General features: G+C 73.8%; 12 protein-coding genes. 7 read left to right on the top strand and 5 right to left on the bottom strand.

All coding sequences use genetic code 11. The annotated features are described in order from the left end of the window. Nucleotides 1-6 precede the first annotated feature (6 nt). Both ACFY61_RS24210 and ACFY61_RS24205 read left to right on the top strand, forming a co-directional pair. Nucleotides 7-1,215, top strand: coding sequence for an acyl-CoA dehydrogenase family protein (locus tag ACFY61_RS24210; protein WP_389474976.1), 1,209 nt, complete (start codon nt 7-9; stop codon nt 1,213-1,215). Beyond that, nucleotides 1,212-2,282, top strand: a complete 1,071-nt coding sequence (locus tag ACFY61_RS24205; RefSeq protein WP_389474974.1) for a Zn-dependent alcohol dehydrogenase — start codon at nt 1,212-1,214, stop codon at nt 2,280-2,282. Before ACFY61_RS24210 ends, ACFY61_RS24205 begins: the two co-directional genes overlap by 4 nt. A gap of 417 nt (nt 2,283-2,699) precedes the next feature. Here ACFY61_RS24205 and ACFY61_RS24200 read toward each other — a convergent pair whose 3' ends face one another. Beyond that, entirely contained in the window at nt 2,700-3,305 is a 606-nt protein-coding gene (locus ACFY61_RS24200) for a flavin reductase family protein (RefSeq protein ID WP_389475312.1), read from the bottom strand. A gap of 289 nt (nt 3,306-3,594) precedes the next feature. Here ACFY61_RS24200 and ACFY61_RS24195 point away from each other — a divergent pair, with 289 nt between their 5' ends. The 3 genes from ACFY61_RS24195 (at nt 3,595) to ACFY61_RS24185 (ending at nt 7,206) form a co-directional block, all read left to right on the top strand. Then, on the top strand, nt 3,595-4,830 hold the full coding sequence (locus tag ACFY61_RS24195; RefSeq protein WP_389474972.1) for a tachylectin-related carbohydrate-binding protein: 1,236 nt from the start codon (nt 3,595-3,597) through the stop codon (nt 4,828-4,830). A gap of 99 nt (nt 4,831-4,929) precedes the next feature. After that, the gene (locus ACFY61_RS24190) at nt 4,930-6,237 is read left to right on the top strand and encodes a CHAP domain-containing protein (protein ID WP_389474970.1); all 1,308 of its coding nucleotides are present in this window, start codon (nt 4,930-4,932) and stop codon (nt 6,235-6,237) included. A gap of 192 nt (nt 6,238-6,429) precedes the next feature. Then, nucleotides 6,430-7,206 (top strand): VOC family protein, encoded by a 777-nt coding sequence (locus ACFY61_RS24185; protein ID WP_389475310.1) that lies wholly within the window; start codon nt 6,430-6,432, stop codon nt 7,204-7,206. 43 nt (nt 7,207-7,249) lie between these two features. Here ACFY61_RS24185 and ACFY61_RS24180 read toward each other — a convergent pair whose 3' ends face one another. The 3 genes from ACFY61_RS24180 to ACFY61_RS24170 form a co-directional block, all read right to left on the bottom strand. Then, nucleotides 7,250-8,047, bottom strand: a complete 798-nt coding sequence (locus ACFY61_RS24180) for an enoyl-CoA hydratase/isomerase family protein (protein ID WP_389474968.1) — start codon at nt 8,045-8,047, stop codon at nt 7,250-7,252. A 162-nt stretch (nt 8,048-8,209) separates the two neighbouring features. After that, a complete protein-coding gene (locus ACFY61_RS24175; protein WP_389474966.1) occupies nt 8,210-10,447 on the bottom strand; it encodes an acetate--CoA ligase family protein in 2,238 nt (745 codons plus the stop codon). Nucleotides 10,448-10,631: 184 nt separating this feature from the next. Continuing rightward, entirely contained in the window at nt 10,632-11,975 is a 1,344-nt protein-coding gene (locus tag ACFY61_RS24170) for a flavin-containing monooxygenase (RefSeq protein ID WP_389474964.1), read from the bottom strand. Between the two features lie 246 nt (nt 11,976-12,221). Here ACFY61_RS24170 and ACFY61_RS24165 point away from each other — a divergent pair, with 246 nt between their 5' ends. Both ACFY61_RS24165 and ACFY61_RS24160 read left to right on the top strand, forming a co-directional pair. Continuing rightward, nucleotides 12,222-12,680, top strand: coding sequence for a DoxX family membrane protein (locus tag ACFY61_RS24165; RefSeq protein WP_389474962.1), 459 nt, complete (start codon nt 12,222-12,224; stop codon nt 12,678-12,680). Continuing rightward, nucleotides 12,677-13,117: a Zn-ribbon domain-containing OB-fold protein gene (locus ACFY61_RS24160; RefSeq protein WP_389474960.1), complete on the top strand. Its 441-nt coding sequence runs from the start codon at nt 12,677-12,679 to the stop codon at nt 13,115-13,117. The genes ACFY61_RS24165 and ACFY61_RS24160 overlap by 4 nt, the downstream gene beginning before the upstream one ends. Nucleotides 13,118-13,126: 9 nt before the next feature. Here the strand turns inward: ACFY61_RS24160 and ACFY61_RS24155 are convergent, their stop codons facing one another. Next, nucleotides 13,127-13,780 (bottom strand): pyridoxal 5'-phosphate synthase, encoded by a 654-nt coding sequence (locus ACFY61_RS24155; protein ID WP_389474958.1) that lies wholly within the window; start codon nt 13,778-13,780, stop codon nt 13,127-13,129. Nucleotides 13,781-14,041 lie beyond the last annotated feature (261 nt).

Genomic DNA, 14,041 nt, shown 5'->3' with positions numbered 1-14,041 from the left:
ATCCGCGTGGACTTCGGCTTCGCGGCGGCGGACGAGGAGTTCCGGGCCGCCGCGCGCGACTGGCTGGACGGGCACCTGGTGGGGCCCTTCGCCGGGGCCACCGGCCTCGGCGGACCGGGCAGCGAACACGAGGGCGTGGCCGCCCGCCGGGAATGGGAACGGGAGCTCGGCCGCGGCGGCTGGATCGGCCTCGGCTGGGAGGCCCCCGAGGGCGCGTACGGGCAGCGGCGCGGCACGCTCGTCCAGCAGGTGGTGTGGGCGGAGGAGTACGCGCGGGTGCGCGCCCCCGGCCGCGTCGGCCACATCGGCGAGAACCTCCTCGCGCCCACCCTGATCGCGTACGGGACCCGGGAGCAGCGGGAGCGGTTCCTGCCGGCGGTCGCCCGCGGCGAGGAGCTGTGGTGCCAGGGGTACAGCGAACCGGACGCCGGCTCGGACCTGGCCGGCGTGCGCACGGCCGCCGTCCGCGACGGCACGCGCCACCGGGTCACCGGGCAGAAGATCTGGACCTCGCTGGCCCGTGAGGCCGACTGGTGCTTCGTCCTGGCCCGCACCGAGCCCGGCTCCCGGCGGCACCACGGCCTGTCCTTCCTGCTGGTGCCGATGGACCAGCCGGGCCGCGTCGAGGTCCGGCCGATCCGCCAGCTCTCCGGCACCGCCGAGTTCAACGAGGTCTTCTTCGACGGCGCCGTCGCCGAGGAGCTCGTCGGGGGCGAGGGCAACGGCTGGGCCGTGGCCATGGGGCTGCTCGCGCTGGAACGGGGCGTGTCCACCCTGGTCCAGCAGATCGGCTTCGCCGCCGAGCTCGACCGGGTGGTCCGGTCGTTCCTGGACTCCCCGCAGGCCGCCGACCCGGTGCTGCGCGACCGGTTGGTCCGGCAGTGGGCCGAGCTGCGCACCATGCGCTGGAACGCGCTGCGCACGCTCGGCGGCGGTCCGGGGGATCCCGGGGCGCCGAGCGTCGCCAAGCTGCTGTGGGGCGGCTGGCACCGGCGGCTCGGCGAGCTCGCGGTCGCGGTCCGGGGCGCGGCGGCCTCCGCCGGCGTACCGGACCGGGCGCCGGGCGGGGCGTACGAGGACGGGCTGGACGAGGCGCAGCGGCTGTTCCTGTTCACACGCGCCGACACGATCTACGGCGGTTCGGACGAGATCCAGCGGAACATCATCGCCGAGCGGGTGCTCGGCCTCCCCAAGGAGCCCAGGAGGTCCAGTTGAGAGGCGTCGTGTTCGACGGCAAGCAGGCGCGGGTGGTCGACGACCTGGAGGTGCGGGACCCCGGGCCGGGGGAGGTGCGGGTCGCGATCGCGGCGGCCGGACTGTGCCACAGCGACCTGTCGGTGATCGACGGGACGATCCCGTTCCCGGCGCCGGTCGTGCTGGGGCACGAGGGGGCGGGGGTGGTGGAGTCGGTGGGACCGGGCGTGACCCATGTGGAGCCCGGTGACCACGTCGCCCTCTCCACCCTGGCGAACTGCGGGGCCTGCGCGGACTGCGACCGGGGCCGGCCGACGATGTGCCGGAAGGCGATCGGCATGCCGGGCCGGCCGTTCTCGCGGGGCGGGCAGGCGCTGTTCCAGTTCGCCTCCAACTCGGCGTTCGCGGAGCGGACCGTCGTCAAGGCGGTCCAGGCCGTGAAGATCCCGGAGGCGGTGCCGATGACCTCGGCGGCGCTGATCGGCTGCGGGGTACTGACGGGGGTGGGTGCCGTCCTCAACCGGGCCGGGGTGGACCGGGGCGAGACGGTGGTGGTCATCGGCGCGGGCGGGATCGGCCTGAACGTGCTCCAGGGTGCGCGGATCGCCGGGGCCTCGGTGATCGTGGCGGTGGACGCGAACCCCGCGAAGGAGGGGGTGGCGCGGCAGTTCGGCGCGACGCACTTCGTGGACGCGTCGGCGGTGGAGGACACGGTCGCCGCGGTGAAGGAGCTGCTGCCGACCGGGGCGGACCACGCCTTCGAGTGCGTGGGCCACGTGAAGCTGATCCGGCAGGCCGTGGACCTCCTCGACCGGCGCGGGCAGGCGGTGCTGCTGGGCGTGCCCGGGTTCGCGGAGGAGGCGTCGTTCCAGGTCTCGTCCATGTACCTGGACAAGTCCATCCTGGGCTGCCGCTACGGCTCTTCGCGTCCGCAGCGGGACATCGCGCTGTACGCGCGGCTGTACCTGGAGGGGAGGCTGCTGCTGGACGAGCTGGTGACGGCGGTCTACCCGGTCGAGGACTTCGCGAAGGCGTCGGCCGACGCGCACCACGGCCGCGTGGCCCGCGGCGTCCTCACCTTCCCCTGACCCTGGCCCGGCCCCGGCCCCGGCCCTGTCCCGTTCCGGCCGGGCCCGTCCCCGCCCCTGGCCGCGCCCGGCCCCGGCCCCGTCGCGGCCCCGGGTCGGGGTGCGCCTCGGCGGGCGTGCGGGCCCCGCCTGCCGGGGCTCCGGCTGGGCCCGCTCAATCGTCCCCCAGCTACCGCTGGGAGGTGCCCCCAGCTCGGACTTGAAGTGCCGCTGCGCGGCCTTGGGTCCGGCGGGTAGGTGCTGGCGGGCTATTTCAGCCTCGCCGGCGTTTGAGGCGCGGGGTGCTGGGGCGGAGCCCCATGTGGCCGGGCGGCGCCTCCGCTGGGCCCGCTCAAGCGTCCCCCAGCTACCGCTGGGAGGTGCCCCCAGCTCGGGGTTGGGGTGCCCGGCCGGGCGTGGTCGCGGGGCCGGAGCCGGCTACGGTGCGAGGCGGCTGAAGCGGCCGCGGTGGAAGAGGAGCGGGTCGCCCTCACCCTCCGCGCCCAGCGCCTCGACCCGCCCCACCACGATCAGGTGGTCCCCCCCGGTGTGCACCGCGTGCACCCGGCAGTCGATCCACGCCGGCACCCCCGCCAGCCGCGGCGACCCCGTGACCGGCGCCGGCGCGTGGTCGACCCCCGCGAACTTGTCCGCCCCGCTGACCGCGAAGGCGCGGCACAGCTCCCCCTGGTCCGCGCCCAGGACGTTCACGCAGAACACCCCGGCCCGCGCGATCCGCGGCCAGGTCGTCGACGTACGGGCGACCATGAAGGTCACCAGCGGCGGTTCCAGCGAGAGCGAGGCGAAGGACTGGCAGGCGAAGCCGGCCGGTCCCGCGTCCCCGTCGCCGCCGGGCGCGGTGATGACCGTGACCCCGCTCGCGAAGTTGCCGAGCACCGCCCGGAACTCCGCCGGTCCCACCGGAGCGCGTTCGTCCGCGCCGACCGCCCGGAGGTGGGGCCGCGGGTGCGCGTCCACGGGTACCGGTTCCGCGGAGGTCGCGGAGCCGACTGACCTGAGGTATCGGACGACGGTGGCCGCCATCCCTGCGTGTCCCATCACACCGTCGATTTAAGCTGACGGTGCGTCAGAAAGGAAGCCGCGGGGGCCTGCCCGCCCTGCCGACGCGCCCCCGGACACAAGGGGCCACGGCCGCTTCGGGCCGCCCGGAAGCCCTTCCCGCGCCCCCTCCGAGCCGGTTGGCTAGGGGCTGTCGGAAGGAAGCGAGCCACCGCGGGGCGAGCGACCGGACCGCCACCGCACCACTCGCACCACCGCACCACGCTCGCCATTCGTCACCGCACCAAGCGGTGGCGCTCCAGGGGGAATCGACATGACCACCGCCATCCGGCGCCCAGCCTCGCCCCGCGCAGACCGCCGCAACGTCCGTCGCGCCACGGGGGTGACGCTCTCCGCCGCCACTCTCGCCGGTCTGCTGACCGCCACCGCCGCGACCACCGTCGTGAGCGCCCCGCCCGCAGCCGCGGCCACCACCTGCTCCGGCACGGTGTCGGTCTACGGCGTCCTGCCCGACGGACGGCTGACGTTCAGCGCCATCCAGCCCTCCACCGGCAACCTGCTTCGGGTGAGGGTGGGCCCGGACCTCGGCTTCGAGCCCAAGGCGATGGCGACGCTGAACTTCAACACGGTGCTGGTCACCTCGACCGCCGGCGAGCTGTGGCGCGTCGACGTCCAGACCAACAACGAGTCGCTGGTCCTGGCCGGCAAGGAGCGGATCGCCGACAGCGGCTGGACCCACGACAAGCTGACCTACGACGGGTTCGGCCACCTCTACGGCACCACCGCCGACGGCACGCTCCTCCAGTACCTGGTCTCCCAGGACAAGCCGCAGGGCTCCCAGCACATCGCCCAGCGCAAGGAGATCGGCAGGGGCTTCGTCCTCAAGACCCTCGCCGCGGCTGCCGACGACCGCCTCGTCGCCACCACCGCCGACGGAAAGCTGTTCTCGTACCTGATCAGGTCCGACGGCAGCTGGCACCGCGACGACCTCAAGGCCTCCGGCTGGGCCGGCTTCGACTCCCTCGTCTCCCCGGGCGGCGGCCTGTACTACGGCAAGACCGCCGCCGACGGCCTGTACTGGTACAAGGACGGCAACCTCGCCGACGGCAGCGGCGCCGACATCACCTACCACGCCAACGACCCCGTCACGGCGAACGGCTGGACCCAGAAGCTGCTCTCCGCCCAGCCCGACACCTTCAAGTGCACCACCTCGGTCGACACCGTCGACCGGGAGAACGTCACCGAGGTCAAGGCCGCCGCCCGCGACCTGATGAACAGGTACGACTCAGGCTGGGCCAACGACGCGCAGTGGAACTGCCTGAACAGCCTGTGGACCAGGGAGAGCACCTGGCGCTGGGACGCCGACAACCCCTCCTCCGAGGCGTACGGCATCCCGCAGGCCAACCCCGGATCCAAGATGGCCGCCTACGGGGACGACTGGCGCACCAACCCGCTGACCCAGATCAAGTGGGGCCTGAACTACATCGACGGCCGCTACGGCAGCCCGTGCGGCGCCTGGAAGCACTCCCAGGACACCGGCTGGTACTAGGCCGCCCCTCGGCCCCCCGCCGCCTTCACCTCTCCCTCCCCCTCAGACTTCCGCGCGCCCCGTCGCACCCAGGGCTGCCCGAAAACAGGAGAAACACCCGTGTTCGCGTCCTTCGCCTCGTCCAAGACCCTCCGCACCGCCGCCACCGCCCTCGCCGCCGGAGCGCTCTCCCTCGGCCTGGTGAGCGCCGGTACCGCCACGGCCACCGCCGCCGAATCGCAGATCTGCTCCGGCACGACGTCCGTCTACGGTGTTCTCCCGGACGGCCGCCTGACCTACACGGCCATCAACCCGCTCAACGGCAACCGCATCAAGACCCTGATCGGGGCGGACCTCGGGTTCGAGCCCAAGGCGATGGCGACGCTGAACTTCAACACGGTGCTGGTCACCTCGACCGCCGGCGAGCTGTGGCGCGTGGACATCCAGACCAACAACGAGTCGCTGGTCCTGGCCGGCAAGGAGCGGATCGCCGACAGCGGCTGGACCCACGACAAGCTCACCTACGACGGGTTCGGCCACCTCTACGGCACCACCGCCGACGGCACCCTCATCCAGTACCTGGTGTCCCAGGACAAGCCGCAGGGCTCCCAGCACATCGGCCAGCGCGACGAGATCGGCAAGGGCTTCGTCCTCAAGACCCTCACCGCGGTCGGGAAGGACCGCCTGATCGCCAGCACCGCCGACGGCCGCCTGCTCTCCTACAAGATCATCTCCGGTGTGTGGAAGGGCGACGAGCTGAAGGCCTCCGGCTGGTCCGGCTTCGACGCCCTCGTCTCCCCGGGCGGCGGGTTCATCTACGGCAAGATGGCCGCCACCGACGCCCTGTACTGGTACAAGGACGCCAACGTCTCCGACGGCAGCGGCGCCGACATCACCTACCACAACGACGACCCGGTCGACGTCTCCGGCTGGACCCAGAAGCTGATCTCCGCGGCCCCCTCCACCGTCACTTGCAAGACGGTCAACACCCTCGGCCAGGACATCGCCCGCGACGCCGCCGCCGAGGTCGGCAACAACTTCTCCGACTACCCCACCTTCGACCACCCGAGCGCCTGGTGCGCCGAGTTCGTGAAGTACGTCTGGGGTGGCAACGACGTGGACTACGTCCGCGAGCTCGACGCCCGCGCCGTCAGCCTCTACGAGTACGGCAAGCGCCACGGCACCTGGCACACCACCGCCCCCAAGGTCGGCGACGCCGTGGTCTACGACTACGACGGCAGTGCCGCGGACGGGCGCGTCCAGCACGTCAACCTGGTCGTCGCCGTCTCCGCCGACGGCAAGCAGATCCAGACGGTCGGCGGCAACGAGAGCCGCCGGGTCCAGCGCAGCGGCTGGTTCAGCTGGGACACCGCCTCCAGCCCGGTCGGCGCCGGCCCGGTCCTCGGCTTCATCTCCCCCAAGGGCTGACCCCGACGGCTGACCCCGAGGCCCGCCCCAGACCCCGGTGCCCGGCTCCTCCCCCCCCCAGGAGCCGGGCACCGGCACGTCCGGCGTGGTCCCACCGGGTGAATCCGGCCGCCGGCAGGGGCAGACGTGCGGCCCCGTCACCGCCGGATGGGCATCGTGGCGGGGTCACCCCAACGGACCCCGGAGGACACCATGCTCGGCACCGACTTCCGCACCGGCTCACCCAACTGGCTGGACCTCGGCAGCCCCGACACCGCCGCCGCCGAGTTCTACCGCGCCGTCTTCGGCTGGGAGTTCGTCTCGGCCGGCCCCGAAGCGGAGGGGTACGGGTTCTTCAAGCGGGAGGGCAGGACCGTCGCCGCCCTCGGGCCGCTCATGGACCAGGGAGCCGAGTCCGCCTGGATGATCTACTTCCAGTCCCCGGACATCCAGGCCACCGCCAAGGCCGTCGCCCAGGGCGGCGGACAGGTCCGCGCCGAACCCATGGACGTCATGGGGGAGGGCTGGCTCGCCCAGTTCACCGACCCGCAGGGCGCCGAGTTCGCCGTCTGGCAGCCCGGCCGGACCAAGGGGCTCGACGTCGCCTCGGAGACCAACACCCTCTGCTGGGCGGAACTCCACACCGGCGACACCGCCGCCGCCATCGCCTTCTACCGCACCCTGTTCGGCTGGCGCTCCCAGCCGATGGACGCGCCCGGCATGACGTACGAGGTCCTCAGCGTCGGCGAGGGCGACCAGCAGGACGGCTCCTTCGGCGGGGTCGCCCCCCTCCAGGACAGCGACGAGACCCGCTGGGTGCCGTACTTCGCCGTCGCGGACGTCGACGCCGTCACGACGGCCGTCACCGGGGCCGGCGGTTCGGTCCTGATGCCCGGCGTGGACGTGCCCGACGTCGGCCGGATCGCGTGGCTGGGCGACCGGGCCGGCGCGGTGTTCGCCGTACTGCGCCCCGACCCGCGGATGGGCTGAGGGCCGGCCCGCGTCCGGCTCCGGCCCCGCCCCGCCGCCTGTTTCAGCAGCCCCGGTACTTGGGCGCGCGCCGCTCCACGAACGCGGCCACGCCCTCGTTGGCGTCGGCCGTGGTCATGTTGATCTCCTGAGCGGTGGCCTCGGCGGCCAGCGCGGCCGCGCGGTCACCGTCCAGCGAGGCGTTGACCAGCTGCTTGGTCAGGGCGATGGCCCGCGTCGGGCCCTGGGCGAGGCGCTCCGCCCAGGCCCGCGCGGTGGACTCCAGCTCGCCGGCCGGGACGACCGCGTTGACCAGGCCCAGGCGCATGGCGTCCGCGGCGGGCAGGGCGTCGCCGAAGAACATCAGCTCCTTGGCCTTCTGCGGGCCCACCAGGCGGGGCAGCAGATAGGCGCCCGCCCCGTCGGGCACCAGGCCGCGGCGTACGAACACCTCGATGAACCGCGCCGGTTCGGCCGCCACGACCAGGTCGCAGGCGAGGGCGAGGTGGGCGCCGAGCCCGGCCGCGGTGCCGTTGACGGCGGCGAGCACCGGCTTCTCGCAGTCCAGCACGGCGGTGACGAGCCGCTGCGCGCCCAGCCGGATCATCCGGGCGACGTCACCGGCGACCCGCTCACCGGCGGCGGCACCGCCCCGCAGGTCCGCGCCCGCGCAGAACCCCTTGCCGGTGGCGGTGACCACCACGGCCCGGACGGCGGGGTCGGCGGACGCTTCGCCGAGCAGCGCGATGACGCGCTCGCGCTGTGCCGGGGTGATGGCGTTCATGGCTTCGGGGCGGTTGAGCGTGATCCACGAGACGCCGTGTTCGGTGCGGTGCAGGACGGTGGGGTCGGTCTCGCTCATGCGGCGTGCTCCTGTGTCCGGGGGCGGGTGGCTCGTGGGTCCTTCGCGGTACGGCCGTACGGCTGTGGCTCCGCCGGGGCCCGCTCGAGCGCCGCTCGGGCTTGATGTGCGGCCCGGCTCCGACGCGTACGGCCCGGCTCCGACGCGTACGGCCCCGCTCCGTCAGCGGCAGACGGCCAGGGCGTCCAGCGCCACCGCCCCCTGCCCCCGCGGCAGCACCATCAGCGGATTGATGTCCAGCTCGGACAGCTCGTCGCCCAGTTCCAGCGCCATCCGCTGGACCCGCAGCACCACCTCCACCAGCGCGTCCACGTCGGCCGGCGGCGCGCCGCGCACCCCCTCCAGCAGGGCGTGGCCGCGCAGCTCGCGGAGCATCGCCCGGGCCTGGTCCTCGCCGAACGGAGGCACCCGGACCGCCGCGTCCCGCAGTACCTCGACCAGGACCCCGCCCAGCCCCACCGTGACCGTCGGGCCGAAGAGGTCGTCCTGGGTGACCCCGACGACCATCTCCACGCCCCGCTCCACCATCTGGCAGACCAGGATCCCGTCCAGCGGCACGTTCTCGTACCGGGCGATGTCCGTCAGCTCCCGGTACGCGTCGCGTATCTGGCTGGCCGAGGTCAGCCCGACCTTGACCAGCCCCAGCTCCGTCTTGTGCGCGAGCTGTGGCCCGGACGCCTTCATCACCACCGGGTAGCCCACCAGTCCGGCCGCCCGGACCGCCGCGGCCGCGCTGGTCACGAGCTGCTCGCGCGGCACGCGGATGCCGTAGGCGCGCAGCAGCTGCTTCGCCGCGTGCTCGCTGAGCTGCTGTCCCGGCCGCATCAGGGCCTGCGCCTTGCGGTACGAGGGCGAGGGCGTGCGGGGCGCGTCCGCGAAGGGGGAGCGGTAGCCGGTGGTGAAGCGGTGGTGGTCGAGGTAGGCGCGTACGGCGGTGATGCAGTTGCCGAACGTACGGAACGTGGCGACCCGGGAGGAGCCCAGCAGGGTGGTGCGGTAGGCGTCCTCGGTGCCGACGGGGGAGCCCCAGACCACGCAGACGAGCTTGTCCGTCTCCTCGGCCGCGTCCACGAGGTCCTGGGCGAGCTTGTCGCTCATGGGTGGGAACGGCCCGGTGATGGGGCAGATCAGCACCCCGACGGACGGGTCCGCGAGGATCGCGTCGATGATCTTGCGGCCGCGCCAGTCGCCGACCGGGTGGCCGCCGTTGTCCACGGGGTTGGCGACGTTCAGGTACTCCGGGATCCACTGGTGCAGCTCGGCCTGCTTGGCGGCGGACAGGGCGGGCATCGGCAGTCCCGCCTCCGTCGCCAGGTCGGAGAAGTGCGCGCCGGTGCCGCCCGAGATCGAGTACACGACCACGCCCTCGGCGCGGGGCCTGCGGGCGCGGGCCAGCAGCGCGGCGGTGTCCTGGAGCTCGTCCAGGCCGTCGACCCGGATGACGCCGAACTGGCGCATGGCGGCGTCGACGACCGTGTCGGCGCCGGTGAGCTTGCCGGTGTGCGACGCGGCCATCCGGGCGCCCGTCTCCGTCCGGCCGACCTTGACGGCGACGACGGGGACGCCGTTGCGGGCGGCCCGGTCGGCGGCCAGCAGGAAGGACCGGCCGTCCTTGAGCCCCTCGACGTAGCAGGCGATCGCACCGACCTCGGGCCGTTCGGCGAAGTAGGAGATGAAGTCCGCGGTCTCCAGGTCGGCCTCGTTGCCGGTCGGCGCCCAGTGCGAGAGCCGGATCCCGAGTTCCTGGAGGGTGTAGACGGGCCGGCCCTGGTGCCCGGACTGGGTGATCAGGGCGATGGCCGGGCCGTCGAGGTCCTCGCGGAACTCCTCGAAGGCGTTGAGGTTGGTGTTGGGGCCGAGGAGGCGCAGTCCGGAGCGCCGTACGGCGGCGGCCAGCCGGGCCTGGGCGGCCTTGCCCTCCTCGCCGGTCTCGGCGAAGCCGGAGGCGAAGGCCACGGCGAACCTGACCTTGGCTTCGGCGAGTTCCTCGATGACCGGCAACGGGTCGGCGACCAGCAGTACGGCGAGGTCCACCTGCTCGGGCAGCGCGGCCACCGAGGCGTGGCAGGGCAGGCCGAAGACGCTGGTGCGGGTGGGGTGGACGGGGTGGACGCGGGCGCCGACGCGTTCCGCCCAGGCGATCAGCTGGCGGGTGATGCCGGCGTTGGGTCTGCCGTCGGCGTCGGAGGCGCCGATGACGGCCACCGACTCGGGCCGGAAGAACCGGTCCAGGTCGGGCACGTCGGCGTGCAGGGGCCGTCCGCTGACGTCCAGCGCGCCCGCCTCCTCGGTGGCCGGTGCGACCGCCGAGGAGTGGACGGCGGCCCGGGGTTGCTCCCCGCAGGCCTCGACGCGTGCGCGGAAGTCGGTGGTGAGGGTGCCGTGAGTAGATCCAAGCATCGTTCCGCCCGCTCCTGCTCGGTGACGTACACACAACGACGGTCGAAAGTCAGAACTGTTCAGTAAACTGACGCGTAATCAGGTTACTGAACTGACGGGCCGTCAGGAACAGGGCTGCAGAAGATTCGGGCGGCGGGCCTGCGTGGCCGTCACGGACCGGGCGTCACCGCCGCCGGGGGGCGGCTCAGGAGCGGGGCGTCACCGGGCGGGCCGGATGGCGCTTCGCGCGCCGGGCGGCGCGCCGGGCCGCACGCCGCGCCTCGCGCCGCGCCGGGTCACGCTCCAGCGCCTTCGCTATGCGTTCGGCGTCGATGGCCATCTCGCGGAACATGCCGCTGATGGGGTTGGTGAACCCGGTGAAGTAGAGCCCCGGCGCACCCTGCGCGCACCGCGGACCGTGCGCGACCGGCCGCCCCCGCGCGTCCAGTACGCCGAGGTGCCCGACCAGCCCCTCCAGGGCCCGCCGGTAGCCGGTGGCGGCGATCACCACCTCCGGGGTGATCCGCGAACCGTCCGCCAGCACCACCTCGTCGCCGTCGAAGGCCGCCACGGCCGCCACCGGCTCCACCCGCCCGGCGCGCACCGCCGCCACCAGGCCGACGTCCTGCACGGGGATCGCGCCCTGCTTCACCCGGGTGTACAGGCCGGTCTCGGGGCGGGGCAGCCCGTACGCCGACAGGTCGGGCATCGCCACCCGGGCCTGGAGGGCGCTGATCCGGTCGACCAGCCGCACCGGCAGCCGGCGCACCAGGATCCCGGAGCGCTGCGCCGGCCAGCCGGCCGTGGACCGGCGCACGATGTGCGGGGCGGTGCGCACCGACAGCCGCACCCGCCGGGCCCGCACCTCGGGCCGCCCGCCCGCGGCCCCGGCCCGGGCCCCGGCGACCTTCGGGCGGCGCAGCCGGCGCGCCCGCCTGCGGCCGGGTCCGCCGTCCCCCGCCAGGTCCGCGGCGATCTCCGCGCCGGTGTTCCCCGCGCCCACGACGAGGACGTCGCGGTCGGCGTAGGGGGACGGGTTCCGGTACTCGGAGGCGTGCAGCAGCTCGCCGGTGTACGTGTCCCGGCCCGGCCAGTCGGGCACCGACGGGGTGTGGTTGAAGCCGGTGGCCACCACGACGGCGGAGGCGGCCAGCTCACGGCCGCCGGTCGCGTGCAGCGTCCAGCCGGCACCGTCGGCGGCGCGCTCGATCCGGGTCACCTCGACGCCGGTGACCAGCTCCAGCTGGTGGTGCTCGGCGTACGCCTCCAGGTAGCGCACCACGTCGGCGCGGGCGACCCAGCGGCCGAACCGGCGCGGGACGGGCAGGCCGGGCAGCCCGGAGAGGCGGCGGGTGGTGTGCAGCCGGAGGCGGTCGTAGTGGCGTCGCCAGGAGGCCCCCACCTCGTCCGACTTCTCGACGACGACCGCGCGGACCCCGCGCGCACGCAGCGCGGCGGCCGCCGCGAGACCGCCGGGGCCGCCGCCGATCACGTACACGGGGCGGGGCTGGGTGGTCATGTCGGGCGCGGGGGGCGGGACTGCGGGCATGAAGTGTGAGCGTATCGCCACGCAGCGTTGATGGGTCTCGGTCAAGCGGGGAATCGGTTGCGGATCGGTCACGACGGCGCGCGGGAGGGGTGAGTGGGGAGGTGCGGGAGGGGGTGAGGGAGGCGTGGGGGTGGTGTGGGGGAGGCGTGGGGGTGGTTCGTGGCCGGTGCGTGCGGGCCCTTGCGCTGCGGCTCCGGATCCGCTGAACTGACGTACCGTCAGATCGAGAGGGAGGGAGGGGCCCGCGTGCAGACACAGGCCATCTGGCTCACCGGCGCGGAATGGCTGGCCGTACTCCGCATAGGCCTCGGCCTGTGGTGGCTGGAGAGCTGGCGGCACAAGGACAAGAAGGGCTGGTTCGAACGCGGCACCGGCATAGCCTGGGCCGCCGACGTCGCCGGCAAGCACCGGTGGCCGTTCGTGAAGACCGGCTTCGCGAAGGTCGTCGAGCCCCGCCCGAGGCTGATGGCGTACGTCGTCGTCTACGCCGAGCTCGCCCTCGGGCTCGGGCTGGTCCTCGGCTTCCTCACCCCGATCGCCCTGGCCGGCGGGCTCGTACTCAACCTCCTGTACCTGGTGCTGATGATCCACGACTGGGCCGAGCAGGGGCAGAACGCGATGATGGCGCTCATCTCGCTCGTCGCCCTCCTCGCCATGAGCTGGCAGACCTGGTCCCTCGACGCGGCGATCGGACTGTTCCTGTGACCCCCGCACCCCAGCCCGGCGGCGGCCCGCGCTTCGACCTCCCCGACGTGGACGAGTTCACCCGGCCCTACTGGGACGCCGCCGCCGAGGGCCGGCTGCTGCTGCGCCACTGCGCCGCCTGCGACCGCACCCACCACTACCCGCGCGAGTTCTGCCCGTACTGCTGGGCCGACGGCGACACCGTCCGCTGGCAGGAGGCCGAAGGCCCGGCCACCCTCTACACCTGGTCCGTCGTCCACCGCAACGACCTGCCCCCCTTCGGCGGGCGCGTACCGTACGTGGCCGCCGTGGTCGACCTCGCCGAGGGGCCGCGGATGATGACGGAGGTCATCGACTGCGCCGAGGCCGACCTGCGCATCGGGATGCCGCTCACCGTCGCCTTCCGGCCGGAGACCGGCGGACTGTCCGTGCCGGTGTTCCGGCCCCGGGCCGCCTGAGCCGCGGATTCAGGGCCAGAGCAGCTCGCGGGTCCAGCCGCCGGAGGCGGCGCGCCGGTAGCGCAGCCGGACGTGCCGCCGCATGGCGTCGCCCTGGAAGAACTCGACCTCCTCCGGGTCCAGCACGTACGCCGTCCAGGTCGGGGCGACGGCGTCCGGCTCGGCCCCGGCCCGCTCCCACGCCGTCTCCGACGCCCGGACCAGCGTCTCCACGCTGTCCAGCACCTCGCTCTGCCGCCCGGTGAGCGCGGCGGCGAGCGCGCCGCGGGAGCGGATGGCCCCCGGTCCGCCGGCGCTGACGCGCCCGCGGACCCGGATCTGACGGGCGACGGCGGGCCAGTAGAAGTGCAGCGCCGCCCCGGGCCGGGCGGCCAGCTGCCGTCCCTTGGCACTCGTCACGTGCGAAGCGAAGTGCCACCCGTTGTCGTCGGCGTCGTGCAGCATCAACGTCCTCACGTCGGGCAGCCCCTCCGCGTCCACGGTGGCCAACGTCATCGTGTGCGGCTCCTCCTGCCCGGCCTCCACGGCCGACACGAACCACTCGTGGAACAACGCAACCGGCTGCTCCGGCACCGCACTCACATCGAACCCGGGCAACGCCCGGTCCCAGACCCGCTGGCTGCGAAGTGCATCGGCGAAGGCGCGGTACGTGGTGGCGGTCATGGGGGCCACGATAGGGGTGGGGCGTGGGGCGTGGGTGGGGGTGGGGTGGGTGGGCCCACTGGACCGGAGCGCGAATGCGGGGCGGGGGTGGAGGCGGCCGGACCCACTGGACCGGTGGCGTTGGGTGCGTCGGGGTGGTTGCCCGTCCGTCCCATCGTCCTTCCGTGGCCGTCCGCCCTGTCAAGGGCGCTCCTTCGTCGCGTCGCTTCGCGATGGCCTTCGGCCACCCTTGACAGGGCGGCCGTCCCCGGAAAAACGACA

It is taken from the genome of Streptomyces sp. NPDC012888 (genome assembly GCF_042900645.1).
Lineage (GTDB): Bacteria > Actinomycetota > Actinomycetes > Streptomycetales > Streptomycetaceae > Streptomyces.
The sequence above is the reverse complement of the archived record's forward strand: the minus strand, read 5'-3'. Positions and strand labels throughout refer to the sequence as shown.